Raw genomic sequence first — 24,547 nt, 5'->3', positions numbered from 1 at the left:
ACTCGAAACCGTAAATATTAACCTGTATGCTAAAAGTCTACGTAATTACCCAAAGGGTTTAACATGATTGAACAAGGTCAAACAATACCCGCAGTTAGTCTATCTAAGCTAACCGATGACGGTATGCAAACACTGACAAGCAATGAATTATTTGCAGATAAAAAAGTCGTGTTATTTGCAGTGCCAGGCGCTTTTACACCAACGTGTTCGAATGCTCATTTACCTGGATATATCGCGCTAGCCGATAAAATTAAGGCTAAAGGTATTAACGCTATCTATTGTGTATCGGTAAATGATGCATTTGTGATGAAAGCGTGGGGTGAGTCACAAAATGCAGAGCATATAGATATGCTTGCAGACGGTGATGCTAGTTTTACCCGTGCTTTAGGGCTTGAAAAAGATACCGCAGGCTTTGGTGGAATACGCTCAAAACGATACGCGATGGTTGTTGATAATGGTGTTGTTACTGGTCTATTTGTAGAACAAGACAAAGAGTTTGTAATAAGCAGTGCTGAAGCTGTTTTAGCAACGCTTTAACACTGACGACTTTAATCAGAGAATAAAAAGCCGATACAGTGTATCGGCTTTTTTTATCTAAAGAGAGGATGTTTTATGGCTGGTATTGACCGCTTAGCGTTAAACCAGAGAATGTTTGATACGCATTAACACTTAAGTGCCATGTTCCCGCTTGAGGATTACTAAAAGTACAAGTTTCGGCGTTACCATTTTTATATGGACGACAATCATAGCTTGAGCTTGTTGGCTGGCTACCAAATTTTACAAATAAGTCTGCATCACCGGTGCCGCCTGACGTTGTAACAGTAAAGTTTGCCATACCCGCCGGTACATCTAGCGTGTAATGTTTCCACTGACCTGCATTTGCTGTGATATCAGACACTGTGCCGCCACCTGCTTGAGGTGTACCTGAACCACCACCTGTTGAACCACCCGTAATGTTACCGACTAAACTCACGCCACTGTAGGCTGAATAACCACGCAGCATTACATGGTAAGTGCCGGCTGTTGGACTATCAATAGAACATTCTTCACTGTTTCCACCTTTATATGGACGACAATCATAAGTGGTTGAGGTTGGTTTACTACCTGCACGTACATACAAGTCAGCATCCCCTGTGCCACCACTCATAGTGAAAGTAACATTGGTTGCACCACTTGGTACTGTCATAGTGTAAAAGTCTTGTGCACTTGCCGCACCGCTTAAACCGGTTTTGACTTCTCCATCAACAAGTTCGTTATCACCCGTTGTTGGCGGTGTACCACCAGATGCTGCAGCAACCGCAGCGGCCGCATCAACAATACCTGTACCACAGCTGGTACACGTGGCAGAGAATGGACGAGTGGTTGTTTTTAAAATACTTTCTATTTCATCAGGAGTCGCGTTTGGTTTTGCTTGTTTGATCAGTGCAGCAACACCCGCAACATGAGGAGCCGCCATTGAGGTGCCTTGCGAAAAGCCATAACTGTCGCTTGATGGTGTTGTTGAACCCGAATTGTAAGTTGATAAAACACCTTCAGAATCATTGGCAAAGCTTTGCGCGCCACCCGGTGCTGCCACATCAATATTACTTCCATAATTTGAGTAATAAGCGCGGCCACCATTACGGCCAACTGATGCAACATTAACAACACCATTACAGTTACCTGGGTTGTAGTTTGCAGAATTATCGTTATCGTTACCTGCAGCAATAACAACAACTGTGCCGTTGTTACGAGCGGTATTAATGGCATTTTGCGTGGTTGAACTACATGCACCCGCACCACCTAAACTCATGTTAATTACATCGGCTGGATTAGCATTTGCTGATGTACCCGATACATTACCACCTGAGGCCCAAATGATACCGTCAGCAATATCTGAGGTTAAACCGCCACATTTACCCAACACACGCACTGGTACTACTTTGGCGTCATAAGCAACACCAGCAACGCCTTCACCGTTATTCGTTACTGCAGCGACAGTGCCTGCAACGTGAGTACCATGCCAACTAGAGCCTTGTGCACCGTTATTACCACATTCACCAGCTGCAACCGCATCCCCTGGATCGCGAGCATCGTTGTCACGGCCATTGCCATCATTGGCGACTGATAGATTAGAGATCATATCGTAGCCTGGTAAAATATTAGCGTTTAAATCAGCGTGAGGGCGGTAGCCCGTATCAAGCACAGCGACAACCACACCACTGCCTGTTGCCGTATCCCAAGCTGTTGGTAAGTTAAGTCCACCGGCTTGCTCATAGTAATGCCATTGATCGCCATAACGCGGGTCATTTGGTGTCGCAAATGGTTTTAACATTTGATCGACTTCAATATATTCAACATTACCCGAATTAACCATTTCTTGCATGAACTGCTGAGCTTCTTCGGTGTTGAGTTTTTTATCGGCACGCATTACGTGATGGTTATTGAGTGCCATTGCGCGGACATACTTGGCTTTAACTTTGCCTTTTTTTGAGGTGAAGTTTTTTACAAAGCTTTGCGCTTTTTTATTCATCATTGCTGGTGATACATCAGCGGTTGAGGTACTCATCATATCGTTGTTATTCTTATATTTAATAATGAATTGAGTCTCAAAACCACCTTGATTTTGTAACTTAGCTGAGGTTTCTGCCATTGAAGGTGCGATTGCTTGCGCTGGGTTTGCCATGCTTGAGCTGGCAGCAAAGAGTGTACTTATTGTTAGCGCAACAGCGCATTTTTTGAATGAATTATTAGAAGTCATAATTACCCTTAGTTTTATTATTATTTGTGAAAATCCACAAAGCGGGTACAAAGGTAAATGATCTGTTAACTATTTTGAAATATTAAATACGTATGTACCTATTTCATTTAGTTATAACCGCGTATTTAGTGCGCTTTCAGTTGTTTTGTATTTGTTTTATTGCTATTGACGATCCTAATGTATTAGATTTTTTTGGTGTTTTTTATCATTAATTAACTTTTATTGATAAATTAAAAACAATACAAAAGGGCGTGTTGACCTTTGCGGGTTAAAATAAGTTCAATCTAGGAAGAGGTTAACCGCGGCGCGCGATTTGTAACCTTGTGGACTAAGTAAAAATCGAGCAAAGCTTCTTCGTCCTGTTTACGCTCAAGATAAACACGCTCTGGCTATCTGGTTATTATTGAAACTTTGTTATAATTCACAAAAGTTTTTAAGAGATAACTAAATGACTCACGTTGATGTGATAGTGATTGGTGCCGGAGCCGCTGGTTTAATGTGTGCGGCACAAGCAGGGTATCGCGGCCGAAGCGTCACAGTACTTGATATGGGTAAAAAGCCAGGACGTAAAATTTTAATTAGTGGCGGTGGGCGTTGTAATTTTACCAATGAAAATGCAAGCCCTAGCAACTATTTATGCGCTAACCCCCATTTTGTAAAATCGTGCTTAAGTCGCTACACGCAGCACGACTTTGTAGAGCTTGTAGACCGACATGGTTTGGCATATCACCATAAGACACTCGGGCAATTATTTTGTGACAATAGCGCACAAGACATTGTTGATATTTTACTAACCGAGTGTGAGTGGGCGGGCGTTACTATTAAACTGCGCAGCGAAGTGTTAAATGTCGCTAAAACAGCCACCGGCTATAGTGTGACCACTGAACAAGAAACACTTACTTGTGAGTCGCTTGTGGTTGCATCGGGTGGGTTAACCATGCCTAAACTGGGTGCTACGCCAATCGGCTATAAAATAGCAGAGCAATTTGGCTTAAAGATATTGCCGACTATGGCTGCTTTAGTTCCCTTTACCTTACATCAGCACGATAAAGACCGTTTTGAAGGGCTTTCGGGTATTAGTATCCCTTGTGAAGTTGCAAGCGAAGATGGCACCGTATTTAAAGAGAATATTTTATTTACTCATCGTGGGCTATCTGGGCCTGCTATATTGCAAATAAGCTCGTTTTGGCGAGCAGGTCAGGCGGTAACGATCAATTTACTGCCTGAACTTGATTTAAAGCAACAGCTAGCTGATTGGCGAGAAACACAAGCGCAAAAATCGTTGAAAAATAGCCTCGCGACTATCCTACCTAAACGCTTTGTAGAAATACTCCACGCCAGTAACGCCATTCCAGATTGTAATATTAATCAACTAACGCATGGCCAAATAGACGCGCTTGCTGATTATATTCATGCGTGGCAAATTAAACCAAATGGTACCGAGGGTTACAGAACCGCAGAGGTTACTTTAGGCGGCGTAGATACCGACGAGCTAAGTTCAAAGACATTTGAGGCTAAAAAAGCCAAAGGCTTATACTTTATTGGCGAAGTAACCGATGTAACGGGTTGGCTAGGAGGCTATAATTTCCAATATGCGTGGAGCTGTGGATTTGCCGCCGGGCAGTACGCGTAGTCGTTTTTAATCAATTATAAAATTTCGCTGCAAACAGCGTATTAACACGCCACTTCATCTTTGAGGTGGCGTTTATTCCTGCTCTGTTTATAACTTAAGTTTTTAACTCGTCTGGGTAAGTTTATACTGCTGCATTTTGCTATTTGGTTTTTCGGGAATAGTCATTTCTATAATTCCAGCATCAATGGCTGGCTTTAAGTAGCGCTCTCTAAAATGTTTACGGTCTTTTAATCCAAGCTTATTTTGTAGCTCTTGTCGGTTTAATGGCTTTTCGCTTTGGGTAAATACATTAATTAAAGCGATGACTTGGGGGGCTTGTAAGTCTACATTTACAGCCTGTTTAACTTGAGGGGGTTGTTGGGTTTTTTTGGTTTTTGTTATTGATTTTAAATCACTTTCTAATGAGTTTAGTGCCGCTAGTAATGCTTCCAATATATACTCAATAAACACGGATGAGTCACCGGACTTGGTACTTAGGTTAATGCTTTCAAAGTAATGTTGGCGAGTTGTCGCTATAACATTGTTAATGTTTATTAGTGAAAATAGCGAATGCCACTGCGATAATTGCAGGGTTTGCAACGTACACGCTATTTCAGTATTACCCTGTGTAAAAGGTTGAATAAACTGTAATTCATAGTGGCATACTGCACTACTAATTAAAGGATGATGCGCGGTTGTTTTAAACCAAGCAAATAACTCCTCTACCATTTGTGGTACTCGCATTGCTTGTGGTGCCATTTGCAAACCACTTTTTAACGCTAAACTTTGCTGCCTATAACTGCCCGATTTTTCACTCAGATCTTTGATTAAGCTTCGATGCAAGGCTAATAAGCTATCTGGGGTTGATAGGCCAGATGATATTGATTGAATATCAAGGTTATTGATTTGCAGGGAGGCGGTTTTTTGTTGCTTATAGTGCTCAAGCATTGCAGGAGAATATAAGGCACTGATTTTGCCTAAAACTTCACTAATATTTACCATACTGTGAGTCATGCTAGCTGAAATAGAGAAGGGGGGAGTGGCGTTGCTCATTTTGGTATAGGGGTTATTCAAATCAGGGGGTTAAGAATACGCGAACTGAGTTTAAAAGTCAGTTTTAATGGGTTTTTAGTCTGGTTTTTTGTGCTGTTATTGGTTCTTTATAATTAGTTTGGTGTGTGTCGATACATTAATTGGGTACCTTCCTTAGTTATAAAAGGCTAGCTGAAGCGACTATTGTTAGTTTATTGTCGCTAAAATAAACTGAATTACGACCATTATTTTTAGCTTCGTATAGTGCGCCATCGGCACGTTCTAACACGCTAATAACTGAATCATCAGAACTGATGGTAGCTACCCCTATGCTTATGGTTAGCTGAATGTTGGCAACAGGGTGTGTCGAAATATAGTCTTTTAACGCGTTTGCTTGTGCTAATGCATTGGTCAGTGAGGTGTTTGGCAAAATAATAGTAAACTCTTCTCCCCCCCAACGTGCAATTAATGAGTGGTTGGGCATGCTACTTTTAATTAGTTTAGCAAACTCAGCTAGCACTTTATCACCGACTAAATGACCATAGGCGTCGTTTATTTTCTTAAAGTGATCAATGTCACAAATGAATAAGCAGTTTGTGGTTTTTGTTTCTTTGCTGCTGGTAATGACTTGCGACAATGCATAATCAAATTTTTGCCTATTATAAAGCCCTGTGAGTTTATCTGTTTCAGCGAGATGTTGAATCTCTATATTACGGGTTGTTAAATGCGCATATGCAGAAAAACGTGTTTTTTCATAAAATCTGAAAATTAAGATATGGGCAATGCTGACCTCAATGATATTAAATAAAGAGCCCAGCCCTATAGTGACGGTTAGCTGTTGTTGCTTATAAGTTAGGTAAGCACAAATACAAAAAGCAATGGCGCTAAAAATGCTTCCCCAATTTCTACCCACTAAAAAAAACGCAAAAGGGGGAATAAGTGTTGCCCAAAATAAAGAGTGAGCAAGGCCACCTACAGAGATAACAAATGTCATTATTAAACTAACGACCATAAATGTAACCGCCCATGCCGCAGCACTTACATTTGCAGTTTTACTAAACCAGCCATAAATAGCTAATGATATAACTAAGCCTAATGCATCAATGGCGGCAATATCGTAACTGTGAAAGTAGAACAGGTTGAGTAGGGTTAAAACTAAAAAGTAGCAGGTTGCCGTTAATAATGAATGAGCAATTAAGCGTGTGCGCCAAAAGTCTTTATGATCTTTTGGATACTGTGGTAGTCCTTTGTACCAAAAATCTAGCATGCTTTATTTCTCTTAGACTGTGTCTTTTTTATTAACTGATTATTACTCATAACCCGCTCATATAAAAGTACCGAGTAAATAACTACAAAAAGAAAGGGTTATCTAGCTTGCGCTATTTTTGTATGCAAAATACAGTTCTGCATTGCAGTGATAGCGAGTAGATCTTCAGCTAAAGATCTGACGGGCACATTATTACTTTGGACACTCTCTTTAAAGTGGTGATAGTTACATAGTTAAAAATCCCGATATCATGCAGTGCTATCGGGGTTTTTAACTTCTAGTGGTTACTCTTCGATAAACGCTTCACCTTCTTTCATCCACTTAGCGGCCGGTTTGCCTTTAAGATAATGATCAAAGTACTGCATCATACGCACTGAAAAATCGACCTGATTAGGAAACTTTTTCAAGTGGTGTGGTTCACCTTCGTATTGTAAAAAGGTTGCATCTTTACCTGCGCGGCGAAGCGCTAAGTAATATTGCACGCCTTCATGCCATGGCACCGCATCATCTTTGTCGCCAAACATAATTAAGATAGGCGTGTTTACTTTATCGGCAAAAAATACCGGTGAGTTTTCAATATAAAGCTCAGGTGCTTCAAATAAATTTTTACCAATACGGCTTTGCCCTGTTTCGTATTGAAATTGGCGTGCAAGTCCAGATTTTAAGCGAATGCCACTGTAAGCACTGGTCATGTTAGACACTGGCGCGCCCGATACCACTGCTTTAAACATATCAGTTTGGGTGATCATAAATGCACTTTGATAACCCGCCCAAGAGTGGCCTTGTAAACCTATTTTATCTGGGTCGGCAATGCCTAAATCAATCAGCTTTTGGGTGGCGTTGATCATGGTTTGAGTTGAAGATTTACCAGGGTGTCCTATTTCAAAGCGAATGTCAGGTAAAAAAATGGCGTAGCCATTTGAGGTAAACATCGGGAAATTAGGGCGATGATTTAATTCCATTTTTGGAAAGTCATACATGCGCTGGCTCATGTAGCGGTAAAAGTACACCACAACAGGCACTTTATCGCCTTTTTTGTAGCCGGCAGGCTTGATTAATACCCCTTGTAAATCTTCACCATCAAAGCCTTTATAGCTAATGAGTTCAGGTGCTTGTCCCCAAGCAAAGTTGCTTATCTGAGGGTTAAGGTTAGTTACGCGTTGTGGTTGTTTAAAGTTAGAGTCTGTTTGATAAATGTCTGGAAATTGCTGATAGGTTTGCTCAGTAAATAAGTATTTATCGGCATGTTTGGCCTTTTTAATTACATCAAAGCGCTTATTACCTGTAAGTAATTTAGTGACTTCAAGAGTTGCTAAATTAAGTTTTGCCACTTCACTTTGCTTGCTTTGTAAATTAATTGCAGAAAGCAGGAGCGTATCATTGTTGTTAAAGGCTACTTGGTTTTTATCAAGTTTGATCACTCTGTATTGCGTGTTACTTTTTTTACCATTAGTTAAGCGTTTAGCTTGCTTGGTATTGACGTTAAACGACCAAATATCGTATTTGCTGTAAACCAGTATTTCGCTGCTATCGTTCAGCCAGCCTGCAAAACCATAACCAGGCTGCTTGGATGGATAGTCGTGTTTGTCATCGGCAAACGTGGCGTTAATCGCCTTGCTGAGTACGCTCACTTTATTATTACCTAAGTTTTTAAGCTGTACTTGGTTATTATCAAAGTAAGCAGCAAACTGCCCATTGGGCGCAAGGCTCGGTCTAAATGGATAGTCGTTAATGATAGGAGTCTGTTTACCCGTGTTTATATCAACAGCAAAGTAGTCAGCAAAAAAACCGCCATACATTACTTTTTCAAGATGCGCTAAATTTGAGTAGCCTAACAATGAAGTGGCACGCTCAGTATTAAGCGACAGCTCAGGCATATTTGGCGTGCTTAACTGAACGACTTGCTGTGAGTTTACATGGTATACCGCCGTGTAATGACGGTTTTTATTATTTTCATTCCATTGCTGCTCTTCGCGAGGTTTAATTTGCGCGTCATTGTTGTGCCATACATTTAACCCTTTATGGTCGCGAATTACCTCAAAGTCATACAGTGATGACTCATCTGTGTATTCTTTTTGTTTAATTTTTGCTGCGAGTTTTGGGCGGTTTTCAAAGTATAAACGTGTACCATCTTCGGCCCAAGTTAATGTCGCGGTTTTGCCCATTAACCATTCTGGGTTAGGTGATAGCACAGTGGTTAGCGTGTCGTTTTGCCACAGCGTTAATTTGTACTGACGACGACGCTTATCATCGTTTACATAGTTGCCTAAGGTAAACGCAACGGTTTTTTCGATTGGGTGCCACGCTATTTTGCTAGCAACCACACCAGGCTCATCAATTAATACGGTGCTGGTAAAATTATCGAGTGAGAATAAAGTAATTTGATTATTGCCGCCATCCATATAGCTTTGACTCACCAATAGCTGATCGCTGGTGGCACTAATGCCATAGGTAAAGGCATTTTCAAGAGTATGAGTGCGTTTATCACTTAAGTTGATGATAACCAGCGGATAGCTTTTATCTTTTTTGTCGGCAGTGATAGCGCTATCGTTGTCGAGCTTTTTATCGTCTTCTTCAGCGTTTTCATTTTTGCGATAGGCCAGCCACTGGCCGTTATTAGCTAGTACGTAATCTTTTACATCATTAAAGCTTTGCTGCTCACCGGTTTGGGTGTTCACTAATACTAAGTTATTTTTTAAGTCACTTTTTTTCTTAGTGGTTTCTTTTTCAAGCAGAGTAGGCACCTGCGTAAATGCGACCCAGTTTGCCATTTTGCTAATGGTAGGACGGGTTCCTCGTTCCACCTCAGCAATAAGCTTATTGCTATTGAGTGAGTAGACTTTCCCTGTAGCATTCCCGCGATAAGGGGTTGCACTTAAAGAAAGGATTTGACCATTTTCAGAAAGCTGCGTGCCTTTTGCAGATTTAAAATCAAATACATCTTTAAATTCTAGTGGCTTATTAGCTAAAGCACTGGCGCTTGTTAAGCTGGTAATAAGTGCACAGCCTATAAGAGTGAGTTGTGTTTTCATTATAGATTCTCGTTTTTTAACATTATTTTATTGTAACGAGTTTTAATAACAATTCGAGTAGATACGACAAGTGGTAGCAGGGCAGAGATGAGAGGTTAAAAATGAATGGTAAAAGGTAAAAGGTAAAAGGTAAAAGGTAAAAGGTAAAAGGTAAAAGGTTAGATTTTCGGTCCACCGGATGCGAGGTGTTTGGCATCTTTAAAAATAAGAGTGGAAGTGGTTAATTTAATACCTTGTTAGCATCACTAACAAGGTATTACTTCGAATCTTATAACCAAATTTTTTGTAATTCTGGCCATTGTTTTTCAAATTGCTCGCTAGGTCGTGCACTAAAATTACTGCGCACAAATTGGTTCATTTTACCCTCAACGTAGGCAAGCAAAAAGTTAGCTAGCGTCAGTTCATCACTTTGAAAGTTTTTACCTTCACGTAATTTACGCTCTCTAAGAATCTGTTTGAATTGAGTTTCTAGCTTTTCAAACAAGCCTTGTACACGCTCACGAAGTCGCTCTTGTTCACCCTGTAGAGCGTCGCCTGTTAATATACGGGTTATGCCTGGGTTTTTTTCGGCAAACGTTAGCAGCAGTAATAGGGTGTTGTATACACGTGCTTTACTTTCTTTCTCGTTATCTAAAATAAGATTAATACGTGATAGCAGCGTGTCTTCAATAAATTCAATTAACCCTTCAAACATGCGTGCTTTACTAGGAAAGTGGCGATAAAGAGCGGCTTCGGATACGCCAACTTCTGCGGCAAGTTTGGCTGTTGTAATACGCTGGCCTGGGCTGGTTTCTAACATTTGTGCGAGTGCTTGCAGTATTTGCTCTTTGCGATTACTTTTTTTTGTCGCAGGCATGAACATTCCTTTTTAATAGTTATTTTTTTCAACATAAATGTGCGATAACACAGCTTTGTGCCAAGTGTTACAGCGCGCAATACTCAATGGGGTGTTTTTGCACGTATTACAGCGATACATTAGTAATGCGCAAGCGTTAAGCTATTTTAGCGTAGTAAAATTACACCAAAAGGTCACAAGGCGTCATCATGTTAATGTTTTATTCAGTTTGTTTCCAGCCTTTTTATAATCGTTTGGCGAGCTGCTCGATCACTTTAACCGCTATTTCTATTTTACTGGTTTCAGGTAAGTCGAGTTGTTCATTTTGCCAATACAGGGTGAGTGCGTTGCGCTCAGAATTAAAGCCTACATCACTGTGCGATACATCGTTGGCACAAATCATATCGAGGTTTTTATTGGTTAGTTTCCCCTTTGCGTAATTAGCAACGTTCTGCGTTTCTGCGGCGAAGCCGACGGTGTAAGGGCGGTTTTGTGTGAGGTTTGCAACCGCGGCTATTACATCTGGGTTTTTAACTAAGCTAAGAGTGAGTTCATCGCCTTGTTTTTTCATTTTTTGCGTGGCGATACTTGCTGCACGATAATCGGCCACAGCGGCACAACCAATAAAGGCATCTGAGTGAGGCGCATATTTGAGTGACTCATGCAGTAACTGTTCAGCACTTTCTATATTAATTAAATTAACGCCTTGCGGTGCTGAAATAGTTACCGGGCCTGAAATTAAGTTTACGTGTGCGCCAAATGATAACGCAGCTTGCGCCAGTGCATAGCCCATTTTTCCAGAGCTATGATTTGATATAAAACGAACAGGATCGAGAGGTTCACGGGTTGGACCTGCAGTAATTGTAATTGTTTTACCTGCCAATAGCGCAGGTTTAGCAGGCTCAGTGCATAAGCTCACTAATTCATGTGGTTCAAGCATTCGCCCGGCACCGACATCACCACAAGCTTGCTCACCCTTATCTGGTCCCCAAACAGCAACGCCACGAGCCTTTAAAGTGGCTATATTAGTTTGCGTTGCAAGGTGTGCGTACATTTGCTGATTCATAGCTGGTGCGATGGCAACTTTTGCGGGGGTCGCCAGTAATAAAGTCGTGAGCAAGTCGTCAGCAATCCCTGCGGCCATTTTCGCAATAATATTGCTGGTAGCAGGGGCAACTAAAATTAGATCAGCCCATTTTGCAAATTCAATATGTCCCATTGCAGCTTCTGCTGATGGGTCTAGCAATGAGTCAGACACCATTTCACCACTCACAGCTTGCATGGTTAGCGGGGTGATAAAATGTTTTGCTGATTCGGTCATTACTACTTTAACGTCACAACCATGGTCTTTTAAGCGTCTTACGAGTTCAGCACATTTATACGCTGCAATTCCACCGCTAATACCCAGCACTATTTTTTTATTTGTTAAATTAATCATGGTTGTTCATCAATTTTATAAAATATGGTGGCTAAAATAACAAATCTTGAGCGTGACAGCTAAGATAAAATGCGTTTTATCGCGCTAATTTTTGATTTTGCATTACAGTTATACAGTACAGTAATCTTTCAAGGATGAATCATGCAATTAACGTCACTGCCTAATTCGCTCCGCCCGCGAGAAAAACTGCTAGAAAAGGGCGCAAAGGCACTCACTGACGCCGAACTGCTGGCTATATTTTTGCGCACGGGCCTACCCGGCATGAATGCCATAGAGTTGGCGCAGCATCTGATCAACGAAAATAAAACCCTGCATAATTTGTTTAATGCCAGTATGGATGAATTTTGTGCGCAAAAAGGCTTGGGAATGGCTAAATATGTTCAGCTACAAGCAGTACTTGAGCTAAGCCAGCGTTACATGCAAGAGGGCTTTGTGCGCGACGCCGTTTTTAACTCTCCACAAGCCGTTTATGACTATTTAACGCTGCAAATGCGTGGATTGCAGCAAGAGGTATTTATGGTGTTGTACCTTGATAGTCAAAATCGTTTATTAAAAGATGAAATATTATTTTACGGCACAATTAATGCAGCCAGTGTATATCCGCGTGAAGTGGTAAAGGCGGCACTGAAAAATAATGCGGCGGCGGTGATTTTTTCACATAATCACCCCAGTGGTATTGCAGAACCGAGTCAGGCCGATAAGCTCATTACCAATAAGTTGTGCCAAGCACTGCAATTAGTCGACATAAATGTGTTGGATCATATTATTATTGGTGGTGAAAGCAGTGTTTCGTTTGCCGAACGGGGACTGATTTGAGTTTATCGCTTCAGATATGTGCTAAAAATGAGCGGTTTAGTGCGTTTTGGCAAATTAGTTTAATTTAAATGCAGTTTTTACTTTCCCTAAGGGCATTCGATCTTTATAATTAGCCGCTATCAAATTTACACATGAGCTGGTTGGATAAGATCAGTATTTGATCTTTGCCTGTAAAAGCTGTATAAAGAGCGCCCTTCGATTTATCTCTAGGGCACAAATACATGGCCTTAGGGAAAATTAAGCTCGAGCGAAGTTATTGGAGATATATAGACATGTCTAAAGTATGTCAAGTTACAGGTAAGCGTCCAGCGGTTGGTAACCACCGTTCACACGCGAGAAACGCGACTAAACGTCGTTTCCTACCTAACCTACAAACACACCGTTTTTGGGTTGAAAGTGAAAAACGTTTTGTAACATTACGCACTACTACTAAAGGTATGCGTATTATCGATAAAAAAGGCATTGACACGGTTCTTACTGAAATCCGTGCTCGTGGCGAAAAAGTTTAAGGAACTGAATTATGCGCGATAAGATCCGTTTAGTTTCAACTGCTGGTACTGGTTTTTTCTACACTACCGACAAGAACAAGCGTAACATGCCTGAAAAAATGGAAATCAAAAAATTCGATCCTAAGGCTCGTAAACATGTGATTTTCAAAGAAGCTAAAATCAAGTAATTTAGTTTTCTTTCAGAAATGTAAAAACCCAGCTTATGCTGGGTTTTTTGTTTTTAAAATCTGCTCTATCATCCACCGAAACCATATCACCGTAATGATACCCATTGAATTAAATCGCTAATTGGCTTTTGTTAAGCGCCACGAATTATTCCGTAGATAATGGCATCAGTAGTTTATAACTAAAAAACATAAAGAGTATGAGCATTAAATAATTTTACGGGCTAAGTTGTTTGGTGTTGTTGATTTAGAGTGCGGATGAGCTGTTTAAGTATGTCTGAAGAGGAATAAGGGGGCTTTACGCTGACTTACTAGGGTATGAGCTGTAAGTAGCTCTAAGGCTACTTACAGCGCGATATTTATACTTTAAAGTTCTCTACTGATATTCTTAGTTCTTCGGCTAATTTAGCCACTTCTGAACTTGAAATATTCGTTTGTACAGCGCCTTCTGCTGTTTGCTCGGCAATAGCAACAATAGACTCTAAGCGCTCACTGATCTCTTGTGATACTTGTTGTTGCTCTTGTGCTGCTGTTGATATCTCTTCACTGACATTATGCGCTTGTGATACTGCAAGGGTAATTGAATCCAGTGCACTGTTGGCTAAGTCACTTTGCTCAACACACGAAACCGCGCGTTCTTTACCTTTTTCCATAGCTTTAACCGCTTCTTCAGCGCCCGACTGTAGTGACTCAATCATAGATTGAATTTCTTGGGTCGACTCTTGTGTTTTACTTGCAAGTGATCTTACTTCATCAGCTACCACAGCAAAGCCTCTGCCGTACTCTCCGGCACGAGCGGCTTCAATCGCTGCATTAAGTGCGAGTAAGTTAGTTTGCTCGGCAATACCGCGAATAACATCTAAAATACTACCGATTGATGCGCTATCTTTGTGTAGTTTATTGATAACACTTGATGCTTCGTCTACCTCGTAGGCGAGTTGCTCAATGGTTGCTTTATTTTGATTTGAAATACCTTTAACGCGCTCCGCTTCTTTATCGGCATTTTTAATTTCGCTCAGTGCTTGTTGTGCACTATTACTCACTGTTTGTGATGTGCTGCTCATTTCAGTAGTTGCGGTTGCTGCTTGCTCTACTTGCGCTTGCTGATTACTGATTGCTTTGCTTGATTCACCGGTAATTGTTGAGGTTTGCTCAGAAGCGGCTGCAAGTTGTGTTGAACGTGAAATAATACCGGTGATTAAGCTACGTAAACTATCAATTAAGGTATTACAGCTTTTCGATAATTCACCAAATTCATCTTTTGCGCTGTCATCTAAGCGTTGAGTCATATCACCACTGGCAACAATATCTAGAATACGATTTACTTCCGCTAATGGCTTAGTAATACGGTTAACCGTAATGATGGCTACAAGCACAGCGATAATAGTCGCAATGATCATACCTATCCATGTCCATAAATTAGCTGAGTTTACGTCACTACGTACGCCTTCTTGTAATGTAAATGCAACGCCACTGGCTTGTAATACTAATTCGTCAATTTGGCTAAGCGCTGTTTTAGTCGCTTTTTCAGACTCTGCTAATTCACGCTCGGTTGTGCTTATTGCGTCAATAAGGCGTTTTTTATTCGCTGAAAGGCTATCGTTACCTAAAATATTGCTCTCTAGGGTATCTACATAACCCTTTAAGTCATTAAACAAGCTGCTGTGACTTTGCTCTATCGCCGGCTTTATTAATGAAACGGTACGAACGACTTCTTCAAAGTAATACACTTGCTCGTTTTTGATAATATCGAGCGTGTTAAGCGTTTTAACGGTTAGCATGTCGGTGCTGCTGGTAACCACGGACATAAAGTTATTTTCTAGATTATTAGCTGCTTGATAAGCGCGTGGATGATTATCCTCTAAACCATCAATATCAATAATATCAAGTACCATAGAGTTAGCATCTTCTGCCGCGAGCTCAACGGTTTCTAGTTGCGCTTTGAGCTTTTTGTTAAGCACTAGCTGGGTGTTTTTATCTTTAAGCAGGCTGTTTATGATATTTGAAAAGCTCTGGTAGGTTTTTTCAACTTCAAGGCTGCTTTTGTTTAACTGTGGATCGTCTTTAACAACTTGTTGTAGTTCGCGGTGCAATTTATTAAATATTTGTTTTTGCTCTTCTATTTGCGCTTTTAACGTGGCGAGTTCTTGAGCCGATGTTATATGGAAACTAGCTTGAGCGGCTTTACTCATCAAAATAAATTCAGCTTGTAACTGAGCGCTCTTGTTTAATGCAGGAAGCGATAGCTGATTAACTTTTTGAGTTGAACGATCTATATTTGCTATTTTTATTAAAGAGTTACCGCCAATAATTAAAAGTAATAAAGTGATAAATATAAAACCACCCCAAATACGTTGACTCACTGTTAGATTCATATGGTTTTCCATTCAAAAATACGTCTATTAAAACTTATCGGCGCTTTCAACAATAAGTTAAGTAATTAAAAATAATTAATTTTTACTGTTAATAGTTAGTTGCTAAATTTACCGCAAAACTTAATTACAAACTAAGTCTTTTATTAAAGATAAAAAATAATGTAGGCAATAACACTCGTTTACTGTCTATGTTTAACTCAATTATAAGAGCATTGCTATTTTTTACACATTATTGTGAATGTTTTGTAATTATACAATTTAACATCCACTCTTAAACTTAACAGATGTATTAACTTTTTTCAGTTTATTTAGACAAAAGTTGTGATTTTTCTGAAAATTTTTGCTTACTTTGCAGTTCTATTAGTGTCATTGAGCCACCCCATACGCAACCCGTGTCTAGAGCATAAAGGTGGTTGTAGGGCGTTTTGCCTTCAAGTGCTGCCCAGTGTCCAAAAATTAGGTCATGTTGAGCGTTCATAATGGCAGGATGAGAAAACCAAGGAATTAGTGATGATGAATTTGTTGTTGCTTCTTTTGCATTAAAATCGAGCAAATTATCAGGCGTAATAAAGCGCATGCGAGTGAAATAATTAACGATGTAACGAAATTTAGCAGCATCATCAAGTTGCTCCGTCCATTTTAGCGGGTGAGGCTGATACATGTTTTTTAAGAAGAACTTAGCGTTATCAGCACCATAGCATTGCTGCGCAAATTGAGCGTGCTTAATGGCTTGCTCGCACGACCAATCAGGGTTAAGGCCTGCATGAGAAATAAAACAATTATATTGTTCTAAATAAAGCGCTAAAGGCTGAGTTTGTAAAAACGCGATGTAGTGGGGCAGTTTACTACTGTTAAACAGTGCAGTGAGTTTGTCTTTGGGGTTAGGTGTAACGTTATTTAAATAACAGGCAATCATGTGTAAGTCATGATTGCCTAATGTGACGCTAACGCTGTCTTGATGTTGATAAATATAATCAAGGCACGCTTTAGAGTCTGGGCCGCGAGCGACAATATCACCCACTAAATATAGGTGATCTTTGCTAGGGTTAAAGTCGACTTGCTTTAACAATAAACTAAATTCGTCAAAGCAGCCTTGTAAATCACCTATTGCGTAGTCGGCCATTGTTACCTGTTTTTATCAGTGTAGGATATTAGGGCAGGCTAAGCGGAATACGTTTATGGGTGCTTTAAATTCAGCACCAAACTCGTTACGTAAAGTGTAATGTCCCTGCATGGTGCCTACCGGTGTATCTATTATTGCACCACTGGTATATTTGTAGCTTTCACCTGGGGCTATATCTGGGGTTTCACCCACCACACCTTCGCCTTGCACTTCTACTTCTTTGCCATTGGCATCAGTAATTAGCCAATAACGGCTAAGTAGCTTTGCACTGCATAAACTGTGGTTTTTTATAGTAACGGAGTAGGCGAACACAAACTTATCTAGTTCAGGTTGCGATTGCTCTTCTACATAAAACGTTTCAACAGATACCTTTACAGGTGATCCTATATTACTGCTTGTTGTCATAAATCCAGTTAGCTATATCAATAAATTGTTGTAACGACAGGCTCTCAGCTCGCAAAGTAATATCAATGCCAATGCTGGTTAATTCGTCAGCGGTTAGAAGGTTGCCAAGGCTGTTACGCAACGTTTTACGGCGCTGATTAAATGCTTCTAAACAAACGGTGTTTAATATTTTAACGCTTTTAGCGGTGCGCTGCTGTGCCTTTTTAGGGATTAAGCGAATAACCGCAGAATCGACTTTAGGTGCCGGTTTAAAGCATTCAGGCGGTACCTCTACCACAGGCATCGCATGACAATAATACTGAGTCATCACACTCAAGCGACCAAAGGTTTTACTACCAGGGCCTGCTACCATGCGCTTTACCACTTCTTTTTGCAGCATAAAGTGCATGTGCTCAATATGATCGGCAAATTCAAACAGGTGAAACAACAAAGGCGTTGAAATGTTGTACGGCAGGTTGCCGAATACTTTTAGTTTTTTGTCATCTTTAACTAGGCTTGCAAAATCAAACTTCATTGCATCGCCTTGGTTTACGGTTAATTTTGGCCCTAAAAATGGGTGTTCAATTAAACGCTGGGCTAAATCTTTATCTAGCTCAACAACCGTTAAATGGCCACTTAAATCGGCAACAGGCTCGGTAATAGCGCCTAGACCTGGGCCAATTTCTACTAAATTATCTTGTGGTTTAGGATCGATAGCGGTGACGATTTTGTCGATGATTGACTCATCGAATAAAAAGTTTTGGCCAAAACGTTTACGGGCGCGGTGTCCTAAGTGTACTTTATCGGTCATTGATTCTGTGCTTTTTCATGGGCGAGCTTAATTGCTTCGCGGATTGCTAATTCAAAACTGCCAACATCAGCATCGCCTGTACCGGCTAAATCAAGCGCAGTACCGTGATCGACTGAGGTGCGAATAAATGGAAGGCCGAGAGTTATATTCACTGACTTACCAAATCCTTTGTATTTTAGCACAGGTAATCCCTGATCGTGATACATAGCCAGCACTGCATCGGCTTCATTTAGGTATTTATCTTGAAATAACGTATCTGCTGGTAAAGGTCCGATTAAGTTCATCCCCTCAGCTCTTAGTAGGTCGAGCGTAGGCGTAATCGTGTCGATTTCTTCGCGGCCTAAATGACCATCTTCACCGGCATGTGGGTTTAAGCCACAGACTAAAATACGTGGTTGCTCAATGCCAAATTTAGTTTTCAAGTCATGATTAAGAATATTAGCCACTTTAACTAGTCGCTCTTGCGTAATAGCACGAGAGACATAAGCAAGCGGAATATGTGTAGTTACTAGGGCAACACGCAGACCTTCAGTGGCTAATAACATAACCACATCGGCTGTACCTGATTGCTGAGCAAAGTACTCAGTATGGCCACTAAAAGAAATGCCGGCTTGGTTAATAATACCTTTATGAACAGGCCCCGTAACAATGGCATCAAATGTGCCATCCATATTCTTCTCGCTGGCAATACGTAATGTATCTAAAACGTATTGCCCATTGGCGTCATTAAGCACGCCAAGCTCAACGGGCTCTGCTAAATCAATTTGCTTAATATATAAGCTGCCAGCCGCTGTTGGCATTGCTTTGGCTTGTTCATCAAATTCAATTAATTTAATGTTTAAACCTAAATGCTTTGCGCGCTGTTTTAGTAGCGATGCATCTGCAATCGCTACTAGTTGCGCATCCCAGCTATGCTGTGCCAGTTTTAATAGCAAGTCTGGGCCAATGCCTGCAGGCTCACCTGGGGTTACCGCAATTCTTAAGGTCATAATTATTCGTCTATTGGGAAAATTTCAACATGGGCTTGTTCGCGCATTTCTTGCTGCCAGTTAAAGCTTTCCTCTTTAAATTTACGATTAAACAACATGCCATGTGCACGATTACGTTTAGCTTGCTCGGTCTTATCTGCAACACGTTTATCTAGTAACTGCACAATGTGCCAGCCAAACTGACTTCTAAATGGTTCGCTGATTTCGTTTTTATCAAGTGATAGTAACGTATCTCTAAACGCAGGCACGTAGGTGGTTGGATCAGTCCAATCGTATTGACCACCTTTAAGTGCTGAACCGGGGTCTTGTGAGTATTCTTTAGCAAGTTCTGCAAAGTCAGCATCGCCGGCGCGTAAATCTTTAACAAAGCCAGCTAGCATAGTGCGTGCTTTTTCTTCACTTAAAATGATTGAAGGCTTAATAAGAATATGACGAGATTTAACTTCGGTGGTTTCAACTACTTGACGCCCACGTACGTCTTGTACTTTAATGATGTGGAAACCCGCACCGGAACGAAGTGGACCAATAATCGCATCTTTCTTTTTACCTTTTACAGCTTCTGCAAATAACGATGGCATTTCGTTAATGCCCATCCAGCCTAATTGGCCGCCCTCAAGGGCCTTTGAGCCACTTGATGATGAAATGGCAATACGCTTAAATTCTTGGCCGTCTTGCAGCAGTTCAATAACTTTGTCTGCGCGTGTTTTTGCTGAGCTTACGTCGTCTGCACTTGCACCACTTGGAATATCGATAAGAATATGACCAATATCATATTCTTCGGCATTTTGGCCTTGGCTATCCATAATTTTTAGTAAGTTATCAATTTCTTGGTCGCTTACATATATACGGCGGTCTACGTTTGCACGCGTAACTTGTTGCGTGGTTATCTCTTTACGAATTTCTTCGCGGTAAGCTTGAAAGCTCTCACCCGACGCTTCAATAGTACGACGCAAATCAGCAATTGTACCGCCTTGCTCTTTGGCCATGTTGGCAAGGGTTTGGTCAAGCTGGCTATCTGAAATTTCTAAGCCCATACGCTCAGCCATCTGCATCATCAAGGTTTGATTTACTAAGCGTTCAATCGCCTGAACACGCAGTGTTTCGTCTTTTGGCAGCTGTTGGTTTTGTTCTTCTGCTTGTTTTTTTACGCGATCAACAATGGTGTCTACTTCACTTTTTAAAATAACGCCTTGGTTTACAATACCAATTACTTTATCTATTTCGACAGGGGCGGCAAATGCACTTTGGCATAAGCTGAACGTTAAAACTGCTGATGTTAATAATTTTTTTAAATTCATATTCTTTTTACTACTCTTACTAATAGTACTGTTGTAATGCTAAATACGGCTAAATTGATATAGTTATTTGTAAATTTTTACTATAAATAAAGCAGTTTAGTCATTAAGAAAATACGGCCTACGATAACCAAAAATACCTTGTTGTAATAATTTTTGAGCATCGTAACGGCTTTTACTACCAAGCCCTTTTAATACAAAATTCAAACGAATACTCGAATCAAAAGTGGCTTGGGGTTGCCCAATTGACTGATTTAAATCAGTTTCAATTTGGCGATGGCCAGTAATTTGGAACGCCCAACAGCACGATTCATACTGTAATCCACTAAATACTTCAATACTGCGGTTATTATCAAGATCGCGATGGTAACTTGCAATAAATTGCCACTCGTCACTGATAGGGATGCTTGTAAATAAGCCCGCTTGCTCGATTGTATTTCCTGAGACATCATTTGCATAGCGATGGTTCAATTGAACCAGCTGATTATCGTCACCTTTGTAGTCTAAGGTTAAATTTGACTGGATAATTTGCTTGCCATCCGTGTCGTACTGAATACCACCCGATAAATACCAGCGGCGGTGCCAATGTAACATGGTTTGCGCTGCAAACAAGGCATTGTAGTTACTATCGCTATTAAGCCCTTGCTCTGTAGGCTTGGCTGAATCACTTAAATAAAATATTTGGCCTGCGCTGAAGTTAAATACTTCTTCATTTTTCTTATCAAATAAACGCGTTGTAGCCCCGAGCGTAAATTGATTAGCTGCGGCAATTCGGTCAACACTTGAAAAACGCGCATCCCTGAATAAACCAAAAAAGTCATCTTGTAACTTGGTGGTATCGTATAAGCCAATGTCAGACTGATCTTTATTAGGCGTATATAAATACTGAATTTGTGGCTCTAGAGTTTGAATACCATCGTCGATAAAAATTGAGGTGTCGCGCTCAAAGTTAAGCTGAGAATATAAGCGCACTTTTGGCAAAGTACGCGAAACATTATCGCTATACTGTGTACCCTGTAAATCACCGTCTTGTTTATAGTTAGTTTGAAGCAAGCTTACTTCAGATAAAAATGACCAGGCATACTCTTTGTAATCAAAGCGTGCTTTAGGTTCTATGTGCACGCGAGTAGCTTGGTCAATTACCGCAGAGCTGTTAGTAAAATGGCTCAGCTCGCCTGAAACACTAAAGTCGAAATAATCAACTTTCCACGGGGTGGTTTGGGTAAAGCTAATCTGTGGTAAGGCCGTGTATGATTCTAAGTGGTCACCGAGTACTTCAAAGTTTTGCACTTTTATATCAGTACGCCACATTTCGCCCATATGGGTTAGCGAGCCGGTACGATAAAGCTGCGTATCGGTTTTACTGGCATAAGCGGAGTTTAAATCAGTTAGGTAGTTGTCATCACTAACATTGGTAATATCAATACTGGCTCGCCAGTCTTCACCAATATAACTTTTTTGTTGCCAATGAAACAAAAAGCGCTCGTTAAGTTCAGGCTCTGAGTCATCTTTATTTAAATATTCTACAGCCACTAAACCTTGGTGCTCTGGGGTTAAATATCTAAATTCAGTTTGTAACTGTAGCCCTTTACGTGACATATAACGCGGGGTAATAGTGGCATCATAATTAGGGGCAATGTTCCAATAATAAGGCGTAATCGTTTCTAACCCATAGCGATCTGAACTTGAAAAGCTGGGCGTTAATAAGCCTGACTTACGGCGCTCATCGAGTGGGAAAGTAAAATAAGGTAAATAGAGTACCGGCGTATCTAAAATACGTAGCACGGCATTGTAGGTTTCGCCCCAGCCTTCTTCACGTGATAAGTTTATTTCATCGGCTTCAATAGCCCACACAGGCGTATTACCTGGGCACGCAGTAAAGCTTGCATTCATCAGCATTAAGCCAGACTTATCGATGGTGAGCTTTTCCGCGCCGCCTTTACCTTGTTGTTGTGTTAGGCTGTATTGTGCGCCTAATAAACTAAATGCTGAGTTATTTAAATCGGCATTTAAGCCCGAACTTTGTACGTGGCTTACATAATCGCGATAGGTAATTGGGCCAGTGGCATTAAGCAGGCCACGTTGTTTATCAATCAGTGCTGATTGTGCGGACAAACTCATGTTAACGGTGTTAATATCAACATTGCCAGTAAATTCAGCGCTTTGTGTGCCTAAAAGCTCAACGTCATCAGCGCTGATATCAACCGTTCCAAGCTCAATGCCAGCAAGCGGTTGCCAAGCTCTGGTTTGCATTGAAGTGCCACAAAAGTTGTGTGTCAGTTCAGTTTCGGCAAGCGATGGTGCGCTCAGTACGCTTAGCATCAAAATGCCCCAGGTTTTGCTCATTTATCGACCTTTATGCTCTGTGATTAGTTACAAGCTATACATAATAAAGGAAAACAATGGCAAAGTAATTAGTGAAAAATAGATAGCTTATAAAATGACACGCTTTGAGAGTTTACAACAGTTTATTAATACTCACTTTGGTGAGCAATCCTATGCGCTTAATGCAATAACCGCAGATGCCAGTTTTCGCCGTTATTATAGGTTAAACGCTGAAAATAAAAACTTTATTGTGATGGACTCCGATCCAAAAAAAGTTAACAACGTCCCTTATATTGTATTAAACAAGGTGTTTTCTGAGCAGGGGTTTTTATTACCATCCATTATTCATAGTGACGAGCAGCAAGGTTTTTTTATTCTAAGTGATTTAGGTAGCACCCATTTAGCTGACTTGCTTGATGATGCGAATCGCAGCGAGTATTACCAGCAACTGATCAGTTTAAGTGCCAAGTGGGCAAAAACCCCAGCCGCGCCGTCAATGAATCCGTATGACCGTGACTTTATTGCACTTGAACTGGATATTTTTAAAAATTGGCTGGTTAATGATTTTATTAGCGCAGAGCTCAGCGCTGAGCAGCAACAGACTTGGCAAACAAGCACAGCGCTGCTAATAAATACACTGCTTGAGCAACCCACAGTCACAATGCACCGGGATTATCACAGTCGTAATATTATGCGCTGCGAGCAGCAATGGGCGATTATTGATTATCAAGACGCGGTACAAGGCCCATTATGTTACGACTTAGTCTCACTTTTAAGAGACTGCTACTTTAAATTGCCTAAAGACGAGCTGAATCATTTACTTGAGTTTGGTTACGACGAATTTAAACGCCAAGGTTTAATAACTAACGAGTCATTTGCAGAATTTAAATATTGGTTTGATTTAACGGGTTTACAACGCCATTTAAAAGCGGCGGGTATTTTTTGTCGTTTATATTTGCGTGATGGTAAACAAGGTTACTTAGCAAACATACTCCCTACACTTGAATACGTAATAGAGGTGGCGGCACAATACCCTGAGCTTAGCGACTTATCGGCTTTGATAAAAACTAGCGTGGTGCAAAAGGTGCAACAGCGGTTAAAAGAGGAACAACCATGAAGGCGATGATATTAGCCGCTGGGCGCGGTAAACGTATGATGCCGCTCACCGCAGAGTTACCTAAGCCTATGTTATGTGTAGCGGGAAAACCACTGATTGAGCATCATATTATGCGCTTAAAAGCGGCTGGCATTAGCCAAATTGTGATTAACCTTGCGTGGCAAGGAGATAAAATAAAAGCCTATTTTGCAGATGGGCGCGCGTGGGGCGTGACTATAACCTATAGCCAGGAAGTAACTGGCGGGCTTGAAACTGCTGGCGGAATTATTCAAGCACTTCCTATACTCGGTGAGTCATTTATTGTGATTAATGGTGATGTTTACAGCGACTACGATATTAGTGCATTAATGCAGCTGCATTTACAGCCAAAAGAAGCGCACATTGTATTGGTTGAAAATCCTGCGCATAACCCAGAGGGTGATTTTACGCTAAGCCACTTACCTAATAGTGAACAGCGCTATACTTTTTCTGGTATTGGCCGTTATCAGGCTGATTTCTTTGAAGGGCTGGCCTCAGGTATTCGCCCGTTAGGGCCTTTACTGCGTGAAAAAATAAATGAACATTTAGTCTCCACTGAACTCTATATTGGCCAATGGGACGATATAGGCACACCAGAGCGTTTATCGGCTCTTAACCAACAATTAGCACCATAAGCTAAATATAAAACACTAGAGGTAAGCTTT

20 protein-coding genes are annotated in these 24,547 nt (G+C 40.8%); 7 read left to right on the top strand and 13 right to left on the bottom strand.

Going from position 1 to position 24,547, the window contains the following annotated elements:
• The first annotated feature begins 63 nt into the window (after nucleotides 1-63).
• Nucleotides 64-537 (top strand): peroxiredoxin, encoded by a 474-nt coding sequence (locus tag AAGD16_RS13100; protein WP_013465916.1) that lies wholly within the window; start codon nucleotides 64-66, stop codon nucleotides 535-537.
• A gap of 73 nt (nucleotides 538-610) precedes the next feature.
• On the opposite strand, the gene AAGD16_RS13095 is transcribed toward AAGD16_RS13100, so the two are convergent.
• On the bottom strand, nucleotides 611-2,740 hold the full coding sequence (locus AAGD16_RS13095; protein WP_377112269.1) for a S8 family peptidase: 2,130 nt from the start codon (nucleotides 2,738-2,740) through the stop codon (nucleotides 611-613).
• A 448-nt stretch (nucleotides 2,741-3,188) separates the two neighbouring features.
• Between AAGD16_RS13095 and AAGD16_RS13090 the strand changes: the two genes are divergently transcribed.
• On the top strand, nucleotides 3,189-4,373 hold the full coding sequence (locus tag AAGD16_RS13090; RefSeq protein ID WP_368485078.1) for an NAD(P)/FAD-dependent oxidoreductase: 1,185 nt from the start codon (nucleotides 3,189-3,191) through the stop codon (nucleotides 4,371-4,373).
• Nucleotides 4,374-4,475: 102 nt separating this feature from the next.
• Here AAGD16_RS13090 and AAGD16_RS13085 read toward each other — a convergent pair whose 3' ends face one another.
• The 5 genes from AAGD16_RS13085 to coaBC form a co-directional block, all read right to left on the bottom strand.
• Nucleotides 4,476-5,354 carry a Fic family protein gene (locus tag AAGD16_RS13085; protein WP_377112266.1) on the bottom strand — a complete coding sequence of 293 codons (879 nt, stop codon included), beginning with the start codon at nucleotides 5,352-5,354 and terminating at the stop codon, nucleotides 4,476-4,478.
• A gap of 208 nt (nucleotides 5,355-5,562) precedes the next feature.
• Nucleotides 5,563-6,651: a GGDEF domain-containing protein gene (locus tag AAGD16_RS13080; protein WP_290172883.1), complete on the bottom strand. Its 1,089-nt coding sequence runs from the start codon at nucleotides 6,649-6,651 to the stop codon at nucleotides 5,563-5,565.
• 284 nt (nucleotides 6,652-6,935) lie between these two features.
• A complete protein-coding gene (locus AAGD16_RS13075; RefSeq protein WP_377112263.1) occupies nucleotides 6,936-9,683 on the bottom strand; it encodes a prolyl oligopeptidase family serine peptidase in 2,748 nt (915 codons plus the stop codon).
• A 268-nt stretch (nucleotides 9,684-9,951) separates the two neighbouring features.
• On the bottom strand, nucleotides 9,952-10,539 hold the full coding sequence (slmA, locus tag AAGD16_RS13070) for a nucleoid occlusion factor SlmA (RefSeq protein ID WP_008113236.1): 588 nt from the start codon (nucleotides 10,537-10,539) through the stop codon (nucleotides 9,952-9,954).
• Between the two features lie 223 nt (nucleotides 10,540-10,762).
• A complete protein-coding gene (coaBC, locus tag AAGD16_RS13065; protein ID WP_377112260.1) occupies nucleotides 10,763-11,956 on the bottom strand; it encodes a bifunctional phosphopantothenoylcysteine decarboxylase/phosphopantothenate--cysteine ligase CoaBC in 1,194 nt (397 codons plus the stop codon).
• Nucleotides 11,957-12,097: 141 nt separating this feature from the next.
• On the opposite strand from coaBC, the gene radC reads away from it, so the two are divergent.
• The 3 genes from radC to rpmG all read left to right on the top strand — a co-directional run bounded on the left by radC (nucleotide 12,098) and on the right by rpmG (nucleotide 13,448).
• The gene (gene radC / locus AAGD16_RS13060) at nucleotides 12,098-12,772 is read left to right on the top strand and encodes a DNA repair protein RadC (protein ID WP_377112257.1); all 675 of its coding nucleotides are present in this window, start codon (nucleotides 12,098-12,100) and stop codon (nucleotides 12,770-12,772) included.
• A 272-nt stretch (nucleotides 12,773-13,044) separates the two neighbouring features.
• Complete coding sequence (rpmB, locus tag AAGD16_RS13055) at nucleotides 13,045-13,281, top strand: 50S ribosomal protein L28 (RefSeq protein WP_008464111.1); 237 nt, start codon at nucleotides 13,045-13,047, stop codon at nucleotides 13,279-13,281.
• Between the two features lie 11 nt (nucleotides 13,282-13,292).
• Nucleotides 13,293-13,448: a 50S ribosomal protein L33 gene (gene rpmG / locus AAGD16_RS13050; protein ID WP_004587947.1), complete on the top strand. Its 156-nt coding sequence runs from the start codon at nucleotides 13,293-13,295 to the stop codon at nucleotides 13,446-13,448.
• Between the two features lie 356 nt (nucleotides 13,449-13,804).
• On the opposite strand, the gene AAGD16_RS13045 is transcribed toward rpmG, so the two are convergent.
• The 7 genes from AAGD16_RS13045 to lptD form a co-directional block, all read right to left on the bottom strand.
• Nucleotides 13,805-15,820, bottom strand: a complete 2,016-nt coding sequence (locus tag AAGD16_RS13045) for a methyl-accepting chemotaxis protein (RefSeq protein ID WP_013465904.1) — start codon at nucleotides 15,818-15,820, stop codon at nucleotides 13,805-13,807.
• Nucleotides 15,821-16,124: 304 nt separating this feature from the next.
• Nucleotides 16,125-16,943, bottom strand: a complete 819-nt coding sequence (locus AAGD16_RS13040; RefSeq protein WP_033103980.1) for a symmetrical bis(5'-nucleosyl)-tetraphosphatase — start codon at nucleotides 16,941-16,943, stop codon at nucleotides 16,125-16,127.
• Nucleotides 16,944-16,958: 15 nt separating this feature from the next.
• Complete coding sequence (apaG, locus tag AAGD16_RS13035; RefSeq protein ID WP_008113223.1) at nucleotides 16,959-17,348, bottom strand: Co2+/Mg2+ efflux protein ApaG; 390 nt, start codon at nucleotides 17,346-17,348, stop codon at nucleotides 16,959-16,961.
• Entirely contained in the window at nucleotides 17,332-18,138 is an 807-nt protein-coding gene (rsmA, locus tag AAGD16_RS13030) for a 16S rRNA (adenine(1518)-N(6)/adenine(1519)-N(6))-dimethyltransferase RsmA (RefSeq protein ID WP_008113221.1), read from the bottom strand. The genes apaG and rsmA overlap by 17 nt, the downstream gene beginning before the upstream one ends.
• Complete coding sequence (pdxA, locus tag AAGD16_RS13025; protein ID WP_058155260.1) at nucleotides 18,135-19,127, bottom strand: 4-hydroxythreonine-4-phosphate dehydrogenase PdxA; 993 nt, start codon at nucleotides 19,125-19,127, stop codon at nucleotides 18,135-18,137. Before pdxA ends, rsmA begins: the two co-directional genes overlap by 4 nt.
• A 2-nt stretch (nucleotides 19,128-19,129) precedes the next feature.
• A complete protein-coding gene (gene surA, locus AAGD16_RS13020; protein WP_008464120.1) occupies nucleotides 19,130-20,425 on the bottom strand; it encodes a peptidylprolyl isomerase SurA in 1,296 nt (431 codons plus the stop codon).
• 96 nt (nucleotides 20,426-20,521) lie between these two features.
• On the bottom strand, nucleotides 20,522-22,768 hold the full coding sequence (gene lptD, locus AAGD16_RS13015) for an LPS assembly protein LptD (RefSeq protein ID WP_377112251.1): 2,247 nt from the start codon (nucleotides 22,766-22,768) through the stop codon (nucleotides 20,522-20,524).
• Nucleotides 22,769-22,862: 94 nt separating this feature from the next.
• Here lptD and AAGD16_RS13010 point away from each other — a divergent pair, with 94 nt between their 5' ends.
• Complete coding sequence (locus AAGD16_RS13010) at nucleotides 22,863-23,864, top strand: aminoglycoside phosphotransferase family protein (RefSeq protein WP_377112248.1); 1,002 nt, start codon at nucleotides 22,863-22,865, stop codon at nucleotides 23,862-23,864.
• Nucleotides 23,861-24,517: an N-acetylmuramate alpha-1-phosphate uridylyltransferase MurU gene (murU, locus tag AAGD16_RS13005; RefSeq protein ID WP_377112245.1), complete on the top strand. Its 657-nt coding sequence runs from the start codon at nucleotides 23,861-23,863 to the stop codon at nucleotides 24,515-24,517. The genes AAGD16_RS13010 and murU overlap by 4 nt, the downstream gene beginning before the upstream one ends.
• The last annotated feature ends 30 nt before the right edge of the window (nucleotides 24,518-24,547 follow it).

This window comes from Pseudoalteromonas sp. M58 (genome assembly GCF_042604605.1).
Classification (GTDB): domain Bacteria; phylum Pseudomonadota; class Gammaproteobacteria; order Enterobacterales; family Alteromonadaceae; genus Pseudoalteromonas; species Pseudoalteromonas tetraodonis.
This window is presented reverse-complemented; position numbering and strand designations above follow the sequence as displayed.

Coding starts and splice junctions, on each gene's coding strand:
- AAGD16_RS13100 (WP_013465916.1), top strand. CDS start 64: ATGATTGAACAAGGTCAAACAATACCCGCAGTTAGTCTATCTAAGCTA.
- AAGD16_RS13095 (WP_377112269.1), bottom strand. CDS start 2,740: ATGACTTCTAATAATTCATTCAAAAAATGCGCTGTTGCGCTAACAATA.
- AAGD16_RS13090 (WP_368485078.1), top strand. CDS start 3,189: ATGACTCACGTTGATGTGATAGTGATTGGTGCCGGAGCCGCTGGTTTA.
- AAGD16_RS13085 (WP_377112266.1), bottom strand. CDS start 5,354: ATGGTAAATATTAGTGAAGTTTTAGGCAAAATCAGTGCCTTATATTCT.
- AAGD16_RS13080 (WP_290172883.1), bottom strand. CDS start 6,651: ATGCTAGATTTTTGGTACAAAGGACTACCACAGTATCCAAAAGATCAT.
- AAGD16_RS13075 (WP_377112263.1), bottom strand. CDS start 9,683: ATGAAAACACAACTCACTCTTATAGGCTGTGCACTTATTACCAGCTTA.
- slmA (WP_008113236.1), bottom strand. CDS start 10,539: ATGCCTGCGACAAAAAAAAGTAATCGCAAAGAGCAAATACTGCAAGCA.
- coaBC (WP_377112260.1), bottom strand. CDS start 11,956: ATGATTAATTTAACAAATAAAAAAATAGTGCTGGGTATTAGCGGTGGA.
- radC (WP_377112257.1), top strand. CDS start 12,098: ATGCAATTAACGTCACTGCCTAATTCGCTCCGCCCGCGAGAAAAACTG.
- rpmB (WP_008464111.1), top strand. CDS start 13,045: ATGTCTAAAGTATGTCAAGTTACAGGTAAGCGTCCAGCGGTTGGTAAC.
- rpmG (WP_004587947.1), top strand. CDS start 13,293: ATGCGCGATAAGATCCGTTTAGTTTCAACTGCTGGTACTGGTTTTTTC.
- AAGD16_RS13045 (WP_013465904.1), bottom strand. CDS start 15,820: ATGAATCTAACAGTGAGTCAACGTATTTGGGGTGGTTTTATATTTATC.
- AAGD16_RS13040 (WP_033103980.1), bottom strand. CDS start 16,943: ATGGCCGACTACGCAATAGGTGATTTACAAGGCTGCTTTGACGAATTT.
- apaG (WP_008113223.1), bottom strand. CDS start 17,348: ATGACAACAAGCAGTAATATAGGATCACCTGTAAAGGTATCTGTTGAA.
- rsmA (WP_008113221.1), bottom strand. CDS start 18,138: ATGACCGATAAAGTACACTTAGGACACCGCGCCCGTAAACGTTTTGGC.
- pdxA (WP_058155260.1), bottom strand. CDS start 19,127: ATGACCTTAAGAATTGCGGTAACCCCAGGTGAGCCTGCAGGCATTGGC.
- surA (WP_008464120.1), bottom strand. CDS start 20,425: ATGAATTTAAAAAAATTATTAACATCAGCAGTTTTAACGTTCAGCTTA.
- lptD (WP_377112251.1), bottom strand. CDS start 22,768: ATGAGCAAAACCTGGGGCATTTTGATGCTAAGCGTACTGAGCGCACCA.
- AAGD16_RS13010 (WP_377112248.1), top strand. CDS start 22,863: ATGACACGCTTTGAGAGTTTACAACAGTTTATTAATACTCACTTTGGT.
- murU (WP_377112245.1), top strand. CDS start 23,861: ATGAAGGCGATGATATTAGCCGCTGGGCGCGGTAAACGTATGATGCCG.